The sequence below is a fragment of the Microbacterium lushaniae genome (genome assembly GCF_008727775.1).
GTDB classification, from domain to species: Bacteria; Actinomycetota; Actinomycetes; order Actinomycetales; family Microbacteriaceae; genus Microbacterium; species Microbacterium lushaniae.
In genome coordinates this window covers 1430788-1449479 of record NZ_CP044232.1, presented here as the reverse complement: position 1 = coordinate 1449479, position 18692 = coordinate 1430788, and the positions used below count along the sequence as shown (strand labels likewise).

Below are 18692 nucleotides of genomic sequence, written 5' to 3'. Positions count from 1 at the left end.
GCCGGATCGGGGCCGAAACGTCCTGAATCCGGCGATCGGCCTGATTTCGGCGCGCGGGCGAAGGGTTCGGCGTCGGGTGCAGGTGGGGACGCGGGGTCAGCGGCGGCGCGCGAGGGCGTCGTCGATCAGGCTGATGACGTTCTGCGTTCCGGTGCGCGTGCCCACCGAGGCCGCGGCATCCCGCATCGCCTGCCGTGCGTCGGCGTCCTGCAGGAGCGGCACGACCTCTGCGCGCACGCGCTCGGGGGTGAGCTCGGCGTCGGGGATGATGCGGGCAGCCCCCGCGCGGACGGCGGCGGCGGCATTGAGCCGCTGCTCGCCGTTGCCCACGGCGTAGGGAACGTAGACGGCGGGGATCGACAGCGCGCTGACCTCGCTCACCGTCGCCGCCCCCGAGCGCGACACGATGACGTCGGCGAGGGCGTAGGCCAGGTCCATCCGGTCGACGTAGCGGACGACGGCGTAGCCGGGCACGCCCGGATCGGGCAGGTCCGACCGGTCGCCGGTGACGTGCAGCAGCTGCCATCCGGCGGCCAGGACGTCCTGCCACGAGCCCCCGAAGGCCTGGTTCAGGCGCAGCGCGCCCAGCGATCCGCCGAAGACGAGGAGCGTGGGACGTCCGGCGTCCAGGCCGAAGTGCTCGGCGGCCGCGGGGCGGGATGCCGCGGCATCCAGATCCACGATCTCACGGCGCAGCGGCATTCCCACCACACGGGCCCCGCGCAGCGGCGTGCCGGCGAAGGCCACGCCCACGGCGGCGGCAGTGCGCGCGCCGAGCACGTTCGCAAGCCCCGGCTTGGCGTTGGCCTCATGGACCACCACCGGCACGCCCGCGCGCCGGGCGGCGACGTAGGCAGGGGCCGACGCGTAGCCGCCGAAGCCCGTGACGACATCCACCTCGTGGTCGCGGAGGTGCGCGCGCACCTGCGCGATGGCCCGGCGGAAGCGCGTGGGGAACGTCGCGGCAGCACGGTCGGGGCGGCGCGGGAACGGAACCTTGTCGACCACGAGCAGCTCGTATCCGCGCAGCGGGACCAGCCGGGCCTCCAGGCCCTCGCGCGTGCCGAGGACGTACACGGCGGCATCGGGATCGCGCTCGTGCAGGCCGTCGGCCACCGCCAGCAGCGGGTTGACGTGGCCGGCCGTGCCGCCGCCGGCGAGGAGGTAGGTCGTCACCATCCGACCCTAACCGCCGCCGCCTGAGCGTTCCCGCAGGGGCTCGGGGTCAGCGCTGGCGCACGGGGAGGGTCCGGGCGAAGGACAGCAGCACTCCGCACGCGAGCAGCACGGAGAGCAGGCTCGTGCCACCCTGCGACATGAACGGCAGCGGCACGCCCAGCACGGGGAAGACCCGCAGCACGACGCCGATGTTGATCAGCGCCTGCCCGACGATCCAGATCGTGATGGCACCGGAGACGATGCGCACGAAGGGGTCGTCGGTCTTGCGGATGATGTGGAAGGCCCCGACGGCGAACAACGCGAACAGGCCGAGCACGACGGCGCAGCCGATGAGGCCGAGCTCCTCGCCCACGATCGCGAAGATGTAGTCGTTGGCGGCGGCGGGGAGCCAGTCGTACTTCTCCTTGGAGTTGCCCAGCCCGAGGCCGAAGATTCCGCCCGACGCCAAGCCCCACACCGCGTGCAGCGCCTGGTAGCACGTGTCGTAGTAGCAGTCGACGCTGTCGGGACGGAGGAAGCTGAAGATGCGCGCGCGGCGGTTCTCGCTGCTCAGCGCCAGCGTCACGACGGCCGCGACCGCCAGCAGCGCCGGGATGATGAAGATGCGCAGCCGCACGCCGGAGAAGAACAGGGCCGCCAGGACGACGAGGAACAGGATCATCGCCGTCCCCAGGTCGCGGCCGGCGAGGACCGTGGCGATCACGAGCGCCCCGACCGGGACGACGGGGATGAACACGTGCGCCCACGAGCGCAGGAGCGTGCGCTTGCGGTACAGGACGGCGCCCATCCACAGCGCGAGGGCGATCTTGAGGAACTCCGCCGGCTGGAACTGGATGCCGCCGAGGGAGACCCAGTTGCGGTTTCCGTACGACTCCACGCCGAGCCCTGGGACGAACACGAGCAGCTGGAACGCGGTCGCCCCGATGAGGGCGAGCCACGCGACCTTGCGCCAGAAGCTCACCGGGAACCGGCTCGCGACGAACATCACCGGGATGCCGAGGACGGCGAAGACACCCTGCTTGATCACGTGCTCGAACGGGTCCTGACCACCGCCGAGGGCGGAGGTGGCCGAGAGCACCATCACCAGGCCGAAGCCCGTCAGCAGCAGCGCGGTGGAGGCGATGAGGAGGAACTCGCTCGGCACCGGTGTGAAGACCCGGCCGAGCGACACGCGCGCGGCCAGGCCGCCGCGCGAGGGCTCCGAAGGGTCAGGCGCCTGCGTCGGGGGCGGTGTCGTCGTGGTCACGTGCACCCCCCTCTCCTGCGCTGATGCGTTCCCTCACCGCGTCGGCGAAGCGCGTGCCGCGGTCGGCGTAGGACGAGAACTGATCGAAGGACGCCGCCGCCGGTGCCAGCAGCACCACGTCTCCGTCGCGGGCGACGTCCAGCGCCAGGTCGACGACCCGTGCCATGACGTTCTCAGTCTCTGCGGGGTCGACCTCGAAGACGGGGACCTCGGGGGCGTGTCGCGCGAACGCCGCCAGCACGTCGGTGCGGTCGGCGCCGATGACGATCGCGGCCTTCGCGCCGCCCCCTCGGCCGGCCACGAGCGGGGCGATGTCGACACCCTTGAGCATTCCGCCGACGATCCACAGCGCACCCGGATAGGCGGCGAGAGAGGATGCGGCGGCGTGCGGGTTCGTGGCCTTGGAGTCGTCGATCCACGTGACGCCCTCGTGCACGGCGACGACCTGGATGCGGTGCGGGTCCAGGGCGAACGAGCGCAGCGCCGCGCGGATCGCCGCCGGCTCGACATCCCGCGACCGCGCCAGGGCGGCGGCGGCGAGGATGTTCGACACGATGTGTGGAGCACCCAGCCCCTCGGCGGCGAGCTCGGACACCGTCGTCAGTTCGAGCGCGGACGAGTGCCGCTCGGCCAGGAACGCCCGGTCCACGAGAATGCCGTCGACGACGCCGAGGTCGCTGGGGCCGGGGACGCCCAGGTCGAATCCGATCGCGCGGGCCCCCTCGACCACGTCGGCGTCCTCGACCATCTCGCGCGTGGCGACGTCGGACTTGTTGTACACGCACGCCACGCGCGTGTTGCGGTACACGACCGCTTTCGCGTCGCGGTAGGCCTGGAAGGAGCCGTGCCACTCCAGGTGGTCGTCGGCGAGGTTCAGGCACACCGCGGCATACGGCGACAGCGGGTCGGGACCGTCCACCGGCGCCAGACCGAGGTACCACAGCTGGTGGCTGGATACCTCGACCACGAGCACGTCGAATCCGCCCGGGTCGCGCACGGCGTCCAGCACCGGCACGCCGATGTTGCCGACCGGTGCGGCGCGCAGGCCCCCGGCCACGAGCATCGAAGCGGTCAGGCGCGTGGTCGTGGTCTTGCCGTTGGTGCCGGTGATCAGCATCCAGTCGGCGGGCGACCCGTCGGGGCGCAGCACCTTGTCGCGCACGCGCCACGCCAGCTCGATGTCGCCCCACAGCGGGGTGCCGCGCTCCTGCGTCCACGCGATGACCGGATGCCGCGGCTCGAAGCCCGGCGAGGCCACGACGACCTCCGGCTCGAACGCGGCCAGCTCCTCCGGCACCTCGTGCAGCGGCCCGGTCCACAGGCGCGCGCCGATGACCGGCAGCAGCCGCGCGTACTCCTCGTCGGCCGATTCGGTGAAGACGTACACGTCGGCGCCGAGTTCGGCCAGCGTGTCGGCGACGGAGAAGCCGGTGGTCGAGAGCCCCAGCACGGCGACCCGCAGTCCGCGCCAGTCGGCGTGCCAGCTGGTCAGAGTGTCCACGCGTGCCGTGCTCATGCCCGGGAGAGCCATTCGACGTAGAAGAATCCGACGCCCGAGACGGCCAGCATCCCGGCGATGATCCACATCCGCACGACGATCGTGACCTCCGACCAGCCGCGCATCTCGAGGTGATGGTGCAGCGGACTCATGAGGAACAGCCGTTTGCCGCGCGTGATCTTGAAGTACGCGCGCTGCAGGATGACCGAGCCGGAGGCGATGACGTACACGCCGGCGACGAGGACGAGGAGGAGCTCCGTGCGGGTGAGGATCGCCATCGCGGCGATGACGCCGCCGATGGCCATCGAGCCGCAGTCGCCCATGAAGACCTTCGCCTTGGGCGCGTTCCACCACAGGAAGCCCACGAGGGCGCCCACGAAGGCCGCCGAGATGATCGCGAGATCGAACGGATCGCGGGTGTTGTAGCAGGCCGGCTGCACGGCCTCGGCGACGTTGGTGCACACCTGCTGCACCTGCCAGAACGCGATGAGGCTGTACGCGCCGGTGACGAAGATGCCGGAGCCCGCGGCCAGGCCGTCCAGCCCGTCGGTGACGTTGACCGAGTTGGATGCGGCCACCCCGATGAAGGAGACCCACGCGAGGTACAGCAGCCATCCCAGGATCGGGCCGAGCGCGAACAGCGACAGCAGCGGGAGGTCGCGGAAGACCGAGATGTACTCCGACGCGGGCGTCTGATTCACCCGGTTGGGGAAGTTCAGCGCGACGATGCCGAAGGGGATCGTCACGATGATCTGGCCGACGATCTTGCGCCATCCCGACAGTCCGAGGCTGCGCTGGCTGCGCACCTTCATGAAGTCGTCGATGAAGCCCACGGTGCCGAATCCGACCATCATCCAGATCACGAGCAAGCCGGAGATGGTGGGCGGATTGTTGCCCGTGAACGTCCCCACGAGATAGCCGACGATGGTGCCGACGATGAAGATCGTCCCGCCCATCGTGGGAGTGCCGCGCTTGGCGGCGTGCGAGGGGTTGTGGATGTCTTCGGGCGTGCGGATGACCTGACCCCAGCCCCACTTGCGGAACAGCCGCAGGAAGACGGGGGTGAGGAACAGCGTGAATGCCAGCGAGATCGCGGCTGCCGTCAGGAGGGATCTCACGAGAACGATTCTCCCAGACGATCGCCGAGGAACCGCAGGCCCGCGGCGTTGGAGGATTTCACCAGCACGCGGTCGCCCTCGCGGAGCTCGGTCAGGAGGTAGTCGTACGCGGCGTCGGCGTCGGGGAAGAACACTGCCTCGCCGTCCCACGAGCCCTGCGAGACGGCCTCGAGGAACATGCGCCGCGCCTCGGCGCCGACGACCACGATGCGCTGGATGCCCAGGCGCACCGCGAGCAGGCCGATGCGGTCGTGCTCCTCCCCGGCGTACTCTCCCAGCTCGCTCATGGCACCCAGCACCGCGACGGTGCGCTCCCCCGGCCGCGTGATCTGCGCGAGGGTGCGCAGGGCTGCGGCCATCGAGTCGGGGCTGGCGTTGTAGGCGTCGTTGAGGATGCGGACGCGCTCCGAGCCGAGCGGCTGCATGCGCCACCGCTCGGCGATCTCCAGGGTCTCCACGCGCGCCACGGCGTCGCGGGGGTCGACCCCCAGCGCGGTGGCGGCGGCGATGGCGGCCAGGGCGTTCATGACGTGATGCTCGCCGAGCACCTGCAGGTGCAGCGGCACCGCCTGCCCGTCGATCTCGAGCTCGGCGCGCGTGCCGGCGGCGGTCACCTCCACGTCGGTGGCCCGCACGTGCGCGTCCGGTCCGCGACCGAACCAGCGCACCGAGACGTCGCCCTCGGCCGCGATGGGGGCCATCGCGCTCACGCGCGGGTCGTCGGCGTTGAGCACGGCCAGCCCGCCCGGGCGGATGGCGCGGACGAGTTCGGACTTGGCGGCGAAGGTGGCCTCGATGCCGCCGAATCCGCCGGCGTGCGCCATCCCGACCATCAGCACGACGCCGATGTCGGGCGAGACGAGCCCGGCCAGCCGTGCGATCTCGCCCGGGCCGCTGGCGCCGAACTCGCTCACGAGGAAGCGCGTGTCCTCGGTGACCCGCAGCATCGTCAGCGGTGCGCCGACGGCGTTGTTGAACGATGCCCGGGGTGCGACCGTCTCACCCTCGCCCTCCAGGATGCGGGCGAGCATGTTCTTCGTCGTGGTCTTGCCGTTGGATCCGGTGATGCCGACGATGCGGAGGTCTCCGCGCTCGCGCACGCGCGCGACGACCTCGCGCGCGAGATCGGCGAGGGCGGACACGGCATCGGGCACGACGATCTGGGTGATCGCCTCCTCGACGGGGCGCTCGACGAGCGCGACGGCGGCGCCGCGGCGGAGCGCGGCATCGACGAAGCGATGGCCGTCGGTGGTCTCGCCGGGTTTGGCGACGAAGATGCCGCCGGGTTCGATGAGGCGCGAATCGGTGTCGACGGCGCCGGATACGACCGTGTCGGGCGTGTCGGAGCCGCTGAGGCGGAGGTCGCCGCGGACGGCGGCGGTGAGCTGGGTGAGGGTGAGGGGGATCATGACTGTGGGGGCCGCGGGTCAGCCGAACTTGGGTAGTTCGGGAGTGCCGGAGCCGGAGGGCATGACGCGATAGGTCTTCAAGACCTGCGTCATCGCCTTCTGGAACGCCGGCGCGTTGGCCGCAGACGATTTTACCGTCGCCGGCTCGTCCAGCGTGACAGCGACGACGAACTTCGGATCGTCGGCGGGGGCGTAGCCGATCATGGTCGTGAAGTACGCGCCGGCCTTGTACCCGCCCGCGCCGTCGGACTTCTCGCCCGTTCCGGTCTTGATGGCGAGGCGGTACCCGGGGATCTCCACCTGCTTGGCCAGGCTCCCCTGCGTCGCGACGTTCTCGAGCATGAGCGACACGTCGTCGGCTGCCTTCTCGCTCACGACCTGCTGACCGGTGGTGTCGGGGACGTCGGTGACCGTGCCGTCGGGGCGCGTGCATCCCTCCACGAGCGACAGGGGCATGCGCATCCCGTCGTTGGCCAGGGTCTGGTACGCCCCCACCAGCTGCGGGACGGTGGTGGTCAGTCCCTGCCCGAAGTTGACGTTGTAGAACGTCTGGTTGTCCCACTGATCGATGGGGCGCAGGACGCCGGGCTCCTCGCCCTGGAAGTCGATGGGCGTGTCGAGCCCGACGCCGAAGCGCTGCAGGTAGTCGTAACGCGTCTGCGCGCTCACGGTGTCGCCGAACTTCGAGATGCCGACGTTGGAGGAGTCGATGAGAACGCCGGTGAGGGTGTAGTTGTTCACCGGGTGCACGAACGGGTCGCGCACCCTCGCGCCGTTGGGGAACGACTCCTTCCAGTCGGCCGTGACGGTGGAGCCGGGGCTCGCGCCGCCCGCGTCGATCGCGATCGCCGCGGTGAGCGCCTTGAAGGTCGAGCCGGGCTCGAAGGTGTTCGTGAAGATGCGGCTGCCGCGATCATCCGGATGCGACCCGTCGACGTTGTTCGGGTCGACGGTGGGGTACTCCGCCATCCCGCGCACCTTGCCCGTCTCCACCTCGACGACCGTGATCGTGGCCGATTTCGCGCCGGTGTTCTGCGCCTGCTCGGCCGCGAGCTGCTGGAGGTACCACTGCAGGTCGCGGTTGATCGTGAGCTGCAGCGTCCCGCCGTCCACGGCCGGCTCCTCCACGGCCGTGCCGGGGATCGTGACGCCGTCCTTGCCGCGCTGGAAACGCAGGACGCCGTCCGCGGCGGTGAGGCAGTCATCCTGCGCCTGCTCCAGTCCGGCGAGCGGCTCTCCGTCCGTTCCGACGAAGCCCACGAGGTTTCCGCCGACGGCGCCGTCGGGGTACATGCGGGAGGGATGCTGGTCGAAGTAGAGGAACGGGATCCCGAGCGCCACGAGACTGCGGTACTGCTCGGTGGTGAGCCCGCGCTTGAGCAGCGCGAACTGCGAGTCGGGGTCGTTCGCCTTCGCGTCGGCGACGATCTTCTGCACCTCGGCGGGGGTCTGCCCGGTGATCGCTGCGATCTCCGCCGCCAGCTGCGGCCAGCTCACCTCGACGCGCTCGCCGTCGGGACCCTCGCGGCGGATGCCGTTGACGTTCGAGGGGTCCAGCTGGGCGTCGTAGAGCAGGATGCTGTCGGCCAGGGTCGCGCCCTGCTCGTCGACGATCGTCCCGCGCGTTCCGTACAGCGTGCGTTCGGCGGCGAAGCCCAGCGAGAGGGAGTCTTCGATGTGCTCGCCGGCGTTGACGACCTGGATGTCGACCAGGCGCACGACGAAGCCGACCAGCACGGCGAGGACCACCGCGAGGGCGACCACCGTGCGACGGCGCGGGCTTCTCGTGCTGCGGGTCGTCATGGCGCCTATCGTGTCGCGGGTGTGGGCAGGCCGTCGGTGATCGGCGGGGGTGTCGTCGATCCGGTCGCCTCAGTCGCCGCGTCGGGCACGAGCGGGACGCCCTTGATCGTCGCATCCGGCGCGGTGACCAGCGGCGTGTCGGCGATGAGGGCGTTGGGGACGGCGCCGCGGTTGATCGCGTCGACCGCCGATGCGTCGGCGGCGGCGTGACCGGTGCCGATGATGGCGCCGTCGCTCAGGCGCAGGTAGGAGGGCGACTCGTTGATGACCATGCCCAGCGCCGCGGCGTTCGCGGCGAGGTACTGGGGGGAGCCGAGGCCTGCGACGTCGTCGTAGAGGATCTGCTTGTCGTAGGTGAGGTCGCGCTGCTGCTGCGTGAGGGCGGCCACTTCGTACGTGCCCTGGGTGGTCAGGATCGACAGCCCCATCTGCGCGAGCGCGATCGCGACGGCACCGGCGACGGCGATCACGCCGTAGGCGAGCTTGGGGCGCCTACGCTGCGCGGGCGCTTCGACGACGCGGAGGCGGCGCGCGGGCGTCTCCGCCGGGCGGCGCAGCGGCAGGGCGTGGGCAAGATCGGTCATGCCGCCTCCCGGATCCGTTCGGCCGCGCGCAGGCGCACGGGGGTGGCACGAGGGTTGCGGGCGCGTTCGTCGTCCGAGGCCAGTTCGGCGCCCTTGACCAGCAGGCGGAACCGGGCGGCGTGCTCGGGGAGCTCGACGGGAAGGCCTGCGGGGGTGGTCGAGGCGGTGGCCTCGGCGAGCAGCCGCTTGACGAAGCGGTCCTCCAGCGACTGGTAGGAGAGCACGACGATGCGCCCGCCGAGGTTCAGCAGATCAAGGGCTGCCGGCAGCGCCCGCTCGAGCGCGGCCAGTTCGCCGTTGACTTCGATGCGCAGGGCCTGGAAGACGCGCTTGGCGGGGTGACCGGCGTTCATGAGGGCGGCCGGAGTCGCTGCGGAGAGGATCTCCACGAGGCGCCCCGACCGGACGATGGGCTCCTCGGCACGCGCGGCCAGGATCGCGCGCGCATACCGGCCGGCGAGCTTCTCCTCGCCGTAGCGCTCGAAGATGCGGCGCAGGTCGCCCTCGCCGTAGGTGGCCAGGACGTCGGCGGCGGTCATCCCCGCGCTCTGGTCCATGCGCATGTCCAGGGGTGCGTCCTTCGCATACGCGAAGCCGCGGTCGGCGACATCCAGCTGCAGCGACGAGACGCCGAGGTCGAACAGGATCCCGTCCACGCGGCGCACCCCGGCCGAGGCGACGGCCTCGGCGATCCCGTCGTACACGGTGTGCACGAGCGTCACGCGGTCGCCGAAGACGGCGAGGCGCTCCCCCGCGATGCGCAGGGCGTCGGTGTCGCGGTCCAGGCCGATCAGCCGGACGTGCGGGAAGCGCTCCAGGAAGGCTTCGGAGTGGCCGCCCATGCCCAGCGTCGCGTCGACGAACACCGCGCCGGGCCGCTCGAGGGCGGGGGCGAGCAGCTCGACGCAGCGCTCGAGCAGAACCGGGGTGTGGATGTCGCGGGAGTCCATGATGCGGGGGCTTCGGCCCGGGGCTCTGATCCCCATCCGCGTCGACCTGGCGCCGGGGAAGTGCGTCAGGGCGAGCGGCTGGGAATCACAGCCGGGGGTCAGAACAAGCCCGGGATCACCTCCTGCTCCATCTCGGCGTATATCTCTTCGTTGCTTTCGGCGTAGGCGTTCCACGCGTCGGCGTTCCAGATCTCCGCGTGCGCCCCCACGCCGGTGACGACGAGGTCGCGCTCGAGTCCCGCGTACGCACGCAGTGCCGGCGGGAGGGTGATGCGGTTCTGGCTGTCGGGCTTTTCGGCGCTGGCTCCCGACAGGAACATGCGCAGGAAATCCCGCGCCTGCTTGTTGCTCAGTGGCGCCTCCCGGATGCGCTCGTGCACCCGTTCGAACTCCGCCGTGGAGAACACGTACAGGCAGCGTTCCTGCCCGCGCGTGACCACCACGCCCGCGCCGAGGTCGTCGCGGAACTTCGCCGGGAGGATGACGCGGCCCTTGTCGTCGAGCTTGGGGGTGTGCGTGCCCAGCAGCATCCGTGCACCCCCTTCGTCCCGGCCCTGCGAAGTATCACCACTTTACTCCACTCTCCTCCACTTAGCTATCACTTGGCCTGAGATTCCGCGCTTCGCGGCGCCTGGATCGCCACGAGGGCACAAAAAAAGCACCGACTCCGCAGAGTCGGTGCTTGTGTCGTCCCGGGCGTTTCGCCCGGATCAGCGGCGGGTCAGTGCCCGTCCTGCCGCCGGTCCCAGCGGTCGTTCATGCGGTCCATGAACGATGCGCCTCGGCTCGGGGTGGCCTGGGGGCGGGAAGTGGAGGGACGTGCGGGGCTCGCGCCGCGCATCGGGGTGACGGCGAGGATGACGCCGCCGAGCATGACGGAGAAGCCCACGACGCCGAGGATGACGCCGAGCGTGTTCATTCCCACGGTCACGCCGAAGATGAGACCGCCCAGTCCCACGAGGACGAGGATCGTCCCGTAGACGATATTGCGGTAGCTCAAAGCGTTGCCGGGCGCGGTGACGACATCGGCGTCGTTGCGCATGAGATGGCGTTCCATCTCATCCAGCAGACGCTGCTCCTGTTCGGAGAGTGGCATGGAACCCCCTCGGATGCTTCTTGGCGACAATTCTACGCGTGCGGTCAATCACTAGGCTAGGGCCGTGTCACCCTCCCCGGATTACATCGAGGCTGTTTCCCAGCGACTGAACACCTTCCTCACCTCCCGTCGGGACGAGGCGAGGGAGCTCGGAGCGGAAGCCGGCCTGCTGGTGACCACCGCCGCCGACGCGCTGCACGGCGGCAAGCGACTGCGTGCGCGCTTCTGCCTGACCGGATGGCGCGCGGTGGCCTCTCCTCGAGCCGGCTCCCCCACCCCGGCGGACGTGGTCGGGACAGCCGCCGCACTGGAGATCTTCCACGCCGCCGCCCTCGTGCACGACGACCTCATCGACAACTCCGACACGCGCCGCGGCCGGCCCGCCGCGCATCGCCGGCTCGAGGCCGACCACCGCCGGCAGAGCTGGCACGGCGACGCGGCGGCGTTCGGGCGCTCCGGCGCGGTTCTGCTGGGCGACCTCCTCGTCGCGTGGAGCGACGATCTGCTCGAGGAGGCCATCGCCGCCACTGCTCCCGACCGCGCCGTGGCGACGAGGGCGGCGTACGCGCGCATGCGTCGCGACGTCACGATCGGGCAGTTCCTCGACGTCGCCGAGGAGTCCGCCTTCTCCACCCAGCCCGACGCCGACCACGCCGAGCGTGCGCTGCGGATCGCGTCGCTGAAGTCGGCGCGGTACAGCATCCAGCAGCCCCTGCTCATCGGCGCGGCCCTGGCCGGCGCCGACCCCGAGCAGGAGGACGCACTGTCGGCGTTCGGCCACCCCGTGGGAATGGCCTTCCAGCTGCGCGATGACGTGCTGGGGGTCTTCGGTGACGCATCGGTCACCGGCAAGCCCTCCGGAGACGACCTGCGCGAGGGCAAGCGGACGGTCCTGGTCGCCTTCGCACGGGAGGAGCTCTCCCCCGGCGCACGCCGCGTGTTCGACGAGCTGCTGGGCGATCCCACCCTCGAGGAGGAGCAGATCGCGTCGCTTCAGCGGACGATCCGCGACACCGGCGCCCTGCAGCGCACGGAGGAGCTCATCTCCGCCTATGCGCACGAGGCCGACCGGGCGCTGTCGGGCGCTCGTCTGGACAACGCCGCCGTCGGGGAGCTGCGCGATCTCGCACGCGCCGCCACGACGCGGACGTCGTGAGGCCGCGCGCCGCGGTTCACGCGAGGGTCTGAGCGACCCGCCGCACCTCGCTCTTCCGTCCGGCGCGCAGCGCCTCCAGCGGCGCAACGCCGATCGTGTCATCCGGAGCGAGCAGCCAGTCGATGGCCTCGTCGTCGGTGAAGCCCACGTCGTGCAGCACGATCACGGTGCCGCGCAGCGACGGGAGCGGGCGGTCGTCGACGAGGAACAGTGCGGGCACGGCGAGCGGCCCGTTCCGGCGCGACCCGATCAGGTGGTGATCGTCCAGGAGGCGTCGCACGCGTCCGAGCGGCTCACCCAGCACCTCGACGAGTTCGGGAAGGGTCAGCCAGGTGGTTTCGAGGGGAGTGCCGGTCACGTTTTCACTATCTCACCTCTGCGAGCCGCCCGGCACAGCGAGCGGCTGTTCACATCCGTCACAGCAGTCACTGTGGTTGACACCTGCACCGCATCCGTGACAGCGTGACGGAAACCGAGAACGGAGCATCCCCCCCATGCGACCCTCAGGGCGAACCCCCCGCGCCCGCTCGTTGGCTTCCGGCCTGCCCTTGGCACTGGCCGGATCCATCGCGCTGGCCCTCACTGCAGAATCCGCGCACGCCGCGCCCGCACCGGCCGAAGCCGACCACACCGGCGTCCTGCCCGATGGGCGCAACGCCGCCGGCGGCAAGGTCGTCGCGCATCGTGCCGCGGCGCTGGCGATGGCCGCACCCGCCGACCACGTCGTCGTGGCCGGTGACACCGTGAGCACCATCGCCGCACGGTACGGACTGCGCACCCCCGACGTCCTCGCTGCCAACGGACTGGACTGGTCCTCGGTGATCTATCCCGGACAGGTGCTGCGCCTGGCCGCATCCGCCCCCGCGCCTGCCCCTGCCCCTGCGCCTGCGCCTGCCCCTGCGCCTGCGCCGGTGGCGGTGTTGCACACCGTGCAGGTCGGCGACACGATCAGCGCGATCGCGCGCGGCAACGGCGTCAGCACGCAGGCGGTGCTCGACGCCAACGGCCTCACGCGGGCGTCGATCATCTACCCCGGCCAGACCCTGGCGATCCCCGCCGCCCCCACCCTGTCCGCGGCGCCGGCTGTCGCCACCTCCCCCGCGCCCACGGCCGACGGGCTGGATGCCGAGCAGATCGCGAACGCGCGGATCATCATCGGCATCGGCCGCGAGCTCGGGGTCTCCGAGCGCGGCATCGCGATCGCCCTGGGAACGGCGATGCAGGAGTCGTGGCTGCGAAACCTCGACTGGGGCGACCGCGACTCGCTCGGACTGTTCCAGCAGCGACCGAGCATGGGGTGGGGTTCGGCCGAGGAGATCCGCGACCCCGCCCGGTCCACCCGCGCCTTCTTCGGCGGCGCGGGAGACCCCAACGGCACGCTCACGCGAGGCCTCCTGGACATCCCCGGGTGGGAGTCGATGACCTACGCCGACGCGGCGCAGGCGGTTCAGATCTCCGCATTCCCCGAGCGGTATGCGCAGTGGGAGCAGCCGGCATACGCGTGGCTGGCGGCTCTGGGCTGAGCCGGAATCGTCAGAGAACAGCTGCGTAACGGGGTGAGCCGCTCCCAGGCCTTGCCGGGCCCGCTCCGTAGACTCTGTCCGTGAGTACGAGCCAGGCCGACCCGCTGATCGGACGTCTTGTCGACGGCCGATACCGGGTTCGCGCGCGGATCGCGCGCGGCGGCATGGCGACGGTGTATGTGGCGACCGACCTGCGCCTGGAGCGTCGCATCGCGCTGAAAGTGATGCACGGGCACCTCAGCGACGACGCGGTGTTCCAGAGCCGCTTCATCCAGGAGGCGCGTGCCGCGGCACGCCTGGCCGATCCGCACGTGGTCAACGTGTTCGACCAGGGCCAGGACGGCGATATGGCGTACCTCGTCATGGAGTACCTGCCCGGCATCACCCTGCGCGAACTGCTGCGCGAACACCGCCGGCTCACCGTGCCCCAGACCATCACGATCATGGATGCGGTGCTCTCGGGCCTGGCGGCCGCTCACCGCGCGGGCATCGTGCACCGCGACGTCAAGCCCGAGAACGTGCTGCTGGCCGAAGACGGCCGCATCAAGATCGGCGACTTCGGGCTCGCCCGCGCCACCACCGCCAACACCGCGTCGGGTCAGATGCTGCTCGGCACGATCGCCTACCTCGCCCCCGAGCTGGTGACCCGCGGCACCGCCGACGCCCGCAGCGACATCTACGCGCTGGGCATCATGCTCTACGAGATGCTCACCGGCGAGCAGCCGTACAAGGGCGAGCAGCCCATGCAGATCGCCTTCCAGCACGCCACCGATTCGGTGCCGCGGCCGAGCGTGAAGAACCCGGGCGTGCCCGAGCAGCTGGACGAGCTCGTGCTGTGGGCCACCGAGAAGGTGCCCGATGACCGTCCGATCGACGCCGCAGCGATGCTCGATCGCCTGCGCGAGATCGAACGCGATCTCGGCGTCGCCCCGCAGGTGGCGCGCGCCGTGGCGGTGGGGACCGCGACCGCCGACGACGTGACCGACTCGGCCGAGCTGACCAAGGTGCTCCCCCCGAGCGTGGTCACCTCACCCGCGCCGCCGGAGGAATCCGACAACGGCGCGCGGCTGCGGGCACGCACCAGGCGCCGCGCCGCCAAGGGCGGATGGCTGCTCGTGCTCGTGCTGCTGCTGGCGGGCCTCGCCGGCGGCGCGGGCTGGTGGTTCGGCTCGGGTCCGGGGTCGCTGGTCGCGGTGCCCGATGTGACGGGAGGAACCTTCGCCGACGCGCAGGCGCGTCTGCTGCAGGACACCCTCGTCGCGGCAGAGGAGGGCATCCACAACCTCGACGTCGCCGCCGGTACGGTCGTCGGCACCGACCCGGAGCCGGGGACGCGCGTGGACCGCGAGACCACCGTCACCGTGCTCGTCTCCCTCGGGCCGCGCCCGCAGCAGGTCGAACCACTCGCGGGGATGTCGGCCGAGCAGGCCCGCGGCATCCTCACCGGCATCAATCTGCTCGTCAGCGACCCCGACGCGCAGGAGTTCACCGACGCGCCTGCCGGCTCGGTCCTGGGCGCCACCCTGACCCCGCGCGCGGGCGGCGACCCCACCGACTGCACGCAGGGGTGCGCGGCACTGGAGGGTGACACCGTGTCGCTGCTGGTGTCGCTCGGTCCCGTCCCCGACGTGACGGGCGACAGCGTCGACCGTGCCACCGAGCGACTGTCCGACGCCGGCCTGCAGGTCTCCGGAGACCGCTCGTCGGAGTACAGCAACTCCATCGCGGAGGGCGATGTCATCGGCATCCTCGCCCGCGACGGCGGAGGCAACTGGCGCCCGGGCGATACCGTGCAGCTGCTCGTGTCGGAGGGACCCCGCCCCATCCAGGTTCCCGACGTCGTCGGGCGCACGGTGTCGGAGGCGTTCGACATCCTCCGCGATGCCGGCTTCGAGCCCGGCACGGCGCTGCCCGAGCTGGTGTGGGGCCTGTTCACGGTGAGCCGCACCGATCCCGCCGCCGGCACGTCGCACCGCCCGGGCACCGCCGTCCGCGTCTTCGCCACGGGCTGACCCGCTCCGCCACCTCAAGTCCGCGAGACTGCACGCCACCGGCGAGACCGCGACATTATGCCGCTGTCTCGCCGGTGGGCTGCAGTCTCGCGGATTATGCCTGTGGGCGGCGGGCTAGAGCTGCTCGAGCTCTTCGGCGACGAGGAAGGCCAGCTCGAGGGACTGCATGTGGTTCAGGCGCGGGTCGCACAGGGACTCGTAGCGCGTGGCGAGGGTGGCCTCGTCGATCATCTCCGAGCCGCCCAGGCACTCCGTCACGTCATCGCCGGTGAGCTCCACGTGGATGCCGCCGGGGAACGTGCCCACCGCGCGGTGCGCTTCGAAGAAGCCGCGGACCTCGTCCACGACGTCGTCGAAGCGCCGCGTCTTGTAGCCGTTCTCCGACGTGATGCCGTTGCCGTGCATCGGGTCGGTCACCCACAGCGGCGTGGCGCCGGAATCCTTCACGGCCTCCAGCAGCGGCGGTAGCGCATCGCGGATCTTCCCGGCGCCCATGCGCGTGATGAACGTCAAGCGGCCGGGCTCGCGCTCGGGGTCGAGCTTGTCGATGAGCGCCAGCGCCGTCTCGGGCGTCGTGCTCGGTCCGAGCTTGACGCCGATGGGATTGCGGATGCGGGAGAAGTAGTCCACGTGCGCACCGTCGAGGTCGCGCGTGCGCTCGCCGATCCACACGAAGTGCGCCGAGGTGTTGTACGGCGTGCCGGTGCGCGAGTCGATGCGCGTCATCGGCCGCTCGTAGTCCATCAGCAGGCCCTCGTGGCCCGTGTAGAACTCCACGCGGCGCAGCTCGTCGAAGTCGGCGCCGGCGGCCTCCATGAAGTTGATGGCGCGGTCGATCTCGGCCGCCAGGCGCTCGTACCGCTGATTGGCCGGGTTGGAGGCGAAGCCCTTGTTCCAGCTGTGCACCTCCCGGAGGTCGGCGAAACCGCCCTGCGTGAAGGCGCGGATGAGGTTCAGGGTCGACGCGGCGGTGTGGTAGCCCTTCAGCAGCCGTGCGGGGTCTGGCTTGCGCGACTCCTCGGTGAAGTCGTACCCGTTGACGATGTCGCCGCGGTATGCCGGAAGTGTCACGTCCCCGCGCGTCTCGGTGTCGCTGGAGCGCGGCTTGGCGAACTGCCCGGCCATCCGGCCCATCTTCACGATCGGCATCGAAGCGCCGTAGGTCAGGACGACGGCCATCTGCAGCACCGTCTTGACCCGGTTGCGGATCTGCTCGGCCGTCGCACCGGCGAAGGTCTCGGCGCAGTCGCCGCCCTGCAGCAGGAACGCGCGCCCGGATGCCGCACGCGCGAGGCGCTCGCGCAACGTGTCCACCTCGCCGGCGAACACGAGGGGGGGCAGCGTCGCGATCTCGGCGGATACCGCGGCCACCGCGTCGGCGTCATACCACTGCGGCTGCTGCTTGATGGGCAGAGTGCGCCAGTGATCGAGGCCATCGAGGTGCTGAAGCATCCTCGAAGTCTATCGCCGCGCCGGAGCGCCGGATTGCGCGCGGGAGGCGAGGAGGCGGTCCTTCACGGTGGAGGCGTAGACGTCTTCGTATTCCTGCTCGCCGAGCCGCTGGAGGGCGAGGGTGATCTCGTCGGTGACCGAGCGGAGGATGTAGCGGTCGCTCTCCATCCCGGCGAAGCGGGAGAAATCCAGCGGCTCCCCGATGACGATGCCCACCCGGCCGATCCGGGGGATCCGCTTGCCGATCGGCTGGATCGTGTCGGTGTCGACCATGACCACCGGCACCACCGGGACATGAGCTTCCAGCGCCATCCGCGCGATGCCGGTGCGGCCGCGGTACAGCTTGCCGTCGGGGCTCCGGGTGCCCTCGGGATAGATGCCCAGCAGCTCGCCGCGTCCGAGCACCCGCAGGCCGGTGTTCAGCGACGCCTCCGACGCCTTGCCGCCGGTGCGGTCGATCGGGATCTGCCCCGTGGCCTTGAGGAACATGCGCGTGGCCCAGCCCCGCAGGCCCTTGCCGGTGAAGTAGTCGCTCTTGGCCAGGAATGCCATGCGACGGTCGATCATCAGCGGAAGGAAGACGGAGTCGGCGAAGGACAGGTGATTGCTCGCGAGGATGGCCGGGCCCTCGGCCGGGATGTTGCGGCGGCCGACGATCCACGGACGGAAGATGGCTTTGAGGGCCGGTCCGATCACGACGTACTTCATCAGCCAGTAGAACATCGTCAGCGGCCCCTGCCCGCAAGGTCGGCGACGCCGATGAGCCCGGCGTCATTGCCCAGCCGCGCGACGGCGAACTCGGCCGTCGGACGGTCGCCGCCGCCGGGGAGCGACGCCGCGTAGGCGGCACGCACCGGCTCGAGCACCACATCGCCCAGCTGGGCCACTCCCCCGCCGATGACGAAGACCTCGGGGTCCAGGACCGCCTGGAACCCGCCGCACGCCTCCCCCAGCGCGCCGGCGACCCGGCGCAGCGCCTCGAGGGCGCCGGGGTCACCGGCCTCCACGAGACGGGAGATGTCGGCGCCGTGGATCGCGCCGTCGGAGTCCCGCGCGTCGGCCAGGGCCTGCCCGATGCCGCCGGCGGCAGCGATCTCCGCCGCCTGCCGCTGCAGTGCCCGACCGGATGCGTACTGCTCGAGGCACCCCTTCTGGCCGCACCCGCACGGCAGGCCGTCGCGGATGAAGCGGACGTGCCCGAGTTCTCCGCCGGAACCGAATCCCCCTCGGTACAGCGCGCCATCGGAGACGACGGCGCCGCCCACACCGGTTCCCATCGTGAGCATCACCATGTGCGAGCGTCCGCGGCCGGCCCCAAAGCGGAACTCGCCCCATCCGGCAGCGTTGGCGTCGTTCTCGATCGAGACCGGGGCGTGCAGCCGCGACTCGAGCACCGCACGCAGCGGCTCGTTGCGCCACGCGATGTTAGGGGCGTGGATGACGGTGGAGCGGTCACGGTCGATGAACCCGGCCGCCGCCACCCCGATCGCGGTGATGTCGTGACGTGCACGCAGGTCTTCGGCCATCGCGACCACGGCGTCCACGAGAGCGGGCACCTCGGCGGGAGTGTCCACGCGGCGCTTGTCGAGGATGCCTCCGGCGGCATCGACGACTCCCCCGGCGATCTTGGTTCCGCCGATGTCGATTCCGACGTTGAGCACCGCGC

17 protein-coding genes are annotated in these 18692 nt (G+C 71.0%); 3 read left to right on the top strand and 14 right to left on the bottom strand.

The window, feature by feature from the left end:
* Positions 1-96: 96 nt before the first annotated feature.
* The 10 genes from F6J85_RS06730 to F6J85_RS06685 form a co-directional block, all read right to left on the bottom strand.
* Complete coding sequence (locus F6J85_RS06730; RefSeq protein WP_150924359.1) at positions 97-1176, bottom strand: UDP-N-acetylglucosamine--N-acetylmuramyl-(pentapeptide) pyrophosphoryl-undecaprenol N-acetylglucosamine transferase; 1080 nt, start codon at positions 1174-1176, stop codon at positions 97-99.
* A 49-nt stretch (positions 1177-1225) separates the two neighbouring features.
* Positions 1226-2425 carry a putative lipid II flippase FtsW gene (gene ftsW / locus F6J85_RS06725; RefSeq protein WP_150924358.1) on the bottom strand — a complete coding sequence of 400 codons (1200 nt, stop codon included), beginning with the start codon at positions 2423-2425 and terminating at the stop codon, positions 1226-1228.
* Positions 2388-3941 (bottom strand): UDP-N-acetylmuramoyl-L-alanine--D-glutamate ligase, encoded by a 1554-nt coding sequence (gene murD / locus F6J85_RS06720; RefSeq protein ID WP_191906775.1) that lies wholly within the window; start codon positions 3939-3941, stop codon positions 2388-2390. Before murD ends, ftsW begins: the two co-directional genes overlap by 38 nt.
* A complete protein-coding gene (gene mraY, locus F6J85_RS06715) occupies positions 3938-5041 on the bottom strand; it encodes a phospho-N-acetylmuramoyl-pentapeptide-transferase (RefSeq protein ID WP_150924356.1) in 1104 nt (367 codons plus the stop codon). The genes murD and mraY overlap by 4 nt, the downstream gene beginning before the upstream one ends.
* The gene (locus F6J85_RS06710) at positions 5038-6450 is read right to left on the bottom strand and encodes a UDP-N-acetylmuramoyl-tripeptide--D-alanyl-D-alanine ligase (protein WP_150924355.1); all 1413 of its coding nucleotides are present in this window, start codon (positions 6448-6450) and stop codon (positions 5038-5040) included. Before F6J85_RS06710 ends, mraY begins: the two co-directional genes overlap by 4 nt.
* Positions 6451-6468: 18 nt before the next feature.
* Entirely contained in the window at positions 6469-8253 is a 1785-nt protein-coding gene (locus tag F6J85_RS06705) for a peptidoglycan D,D-transpeptidase FtsI family protein (protein WP_150924354.1), read from the bottom strand.
* A gap of 5 nt (positions 8254-8258) precedes the next feature.
* Positions 8259-8837, bottom strand: a complete 579-nt coding sequence (ftsL, locus tag F6J85_RS06700; protein ID WP_150924353.1) for a cell division protein FtsL — start codon at positions 8835-8837, stop codon at positions 8259-8261.
* Complete coding sequence (gene rsmH / locus F6J85_RS06695; protein WP_191639758.1) at positions 8834-9787, bottom strand: 16S rRNA (cytosine(1402)-N(4))-methyltransferase RsmH; 954 nt, start codon at positions 9785-9787, stop codon at positions 8834-8836. Before rsmH ends, ftsL begins: the two co-directional genes overlap by 4 nt.
* A gap of 98 nt (positions 9788-9885) precedes the next feature.
* Positions 9886-10317, bottom strand: a complete 432-nt coding sequence (gene mraZ, locus F6J85_RS06690; RefSeq protein WP_150924352.1) for a division/cell wall cluster transcriptional repressor MraZ — start codon at positions 10315-10317, stop codon at positions 9886-9888.
* A 191-nt stretch (positions 10318-10508) separates the two neighbouring features.
* Positions 10509-10883, bottom strand: a complete 375-nt coding sequence (locus F6J85_RS06685) for a DUF3040 domain-containing protein (protein WP_150924351.1) — start codon at positions 10881-10883, stop codon at positions 10509-10511.
* A 64-nt stretch (positions 10884-10947) separates the two neighbouring features.
* Here F6J85_RS06685 and F6J85_RS06680 point away from each other — a divergent pair, with 64 nt between their 5' ends.
* A complete protein-coding gene (locus F6J85_RS06680) occupies positions 10948-12039 on the top strand; it encodes a polyprenyl synthetase family protein (protein WP_150924350.1) in 1092 nt (363 codons plus the stop codon).
* A 16-nt stretch (positions 12040-12055) separates the two neighbouring features.
* Here the strand turns inward: F6J85_RS06680 and F6J85_RS06675 are convergent, their stop codons facing one another.
* Positions 12056-12397, bottom strand: a complete 342-nt coding sequence (locus F6J85_RS06675; protein WP_150924349.1) for an Rv2175c family DNA-binding protein — start codon at positions 12395-12397, stop codon at positions 12056-12058.
* 136 nt (positions 12398-12533) lie between these two features.
* On the opposite strand from F6J85_RS06675, the gene F6J85_RS06670 reads away from it, so the two are divergent.
* A complete protein-coding gene (locus F6J85_RS06670) occupies positions 12534-13562 on the top strand; it encodes a LysM peptidoglycan-binding domain-containing protein (RefSeq protein WP_150924348.1) in 1029 nt (342 codons plus the stop codon).
* Positions 13563-13642: 80 nt separating this feature from the next.
* Positions 13643-15574: a Stk1 family PASTA domain-containing Ser/Thr kinase gene (gene pknB, locus F6J85_RS06665; RefSeq protein WP_150924347.1), complete on the top strand. Its 1932-nt coding sequence runs from the start codon at positions 13643-13645 to the stop codon at positions 15572-15574.
* Between the two features lie 114 nt (positions 15575-15688).
* On the opposite strand, the gene F6J85_RS06660 is transcribed toward pknB, so the two are convergent.
* Genes F6J85_RS06660 through F6J85_RS06650 form a run of 3 tightly spaced genes read right to left on the bottom strand, consistent with a single transcriptional unit; the run spans position 15689 to position 18687 of the window.
* Positions 15689-17026 (bottom strand): class II 3-deoxy-7-phosphoheptulonate synthase, encoded by a 1338-nt coding sequence (locus tag F6J85_RS06660; RefSeq protein WP_150924346.1) that lies wholly within the window; start codon positions 17024-17026, stop codon positions 15689-15691.
* 9 nt (positions 17027-17035) lie between these two features.
* A complete protein-coding gene (locus F6J85_RS06655) occupies positions 17036-17749 on the bottom strand; it encodes a lysophospholipid acyltransferase family protein (RefSeq protein ID WP_150917315.1) in 714 nt (237 codons plus the stop codon).
* Between the two features lie 2 nt (positions 17750-17751).
* Complete coding sequence (locus F6J85_RS06650; protein WP_150924345.1) at positions 17752-18687, bottom strand: ROK family glucokinase; 936 nt, start codon at positions 18685-18687, stop codon at positions 17752-17754.
* Between the last annotated feature and the right edge of the window lie 5 nt (positions 18688-18692).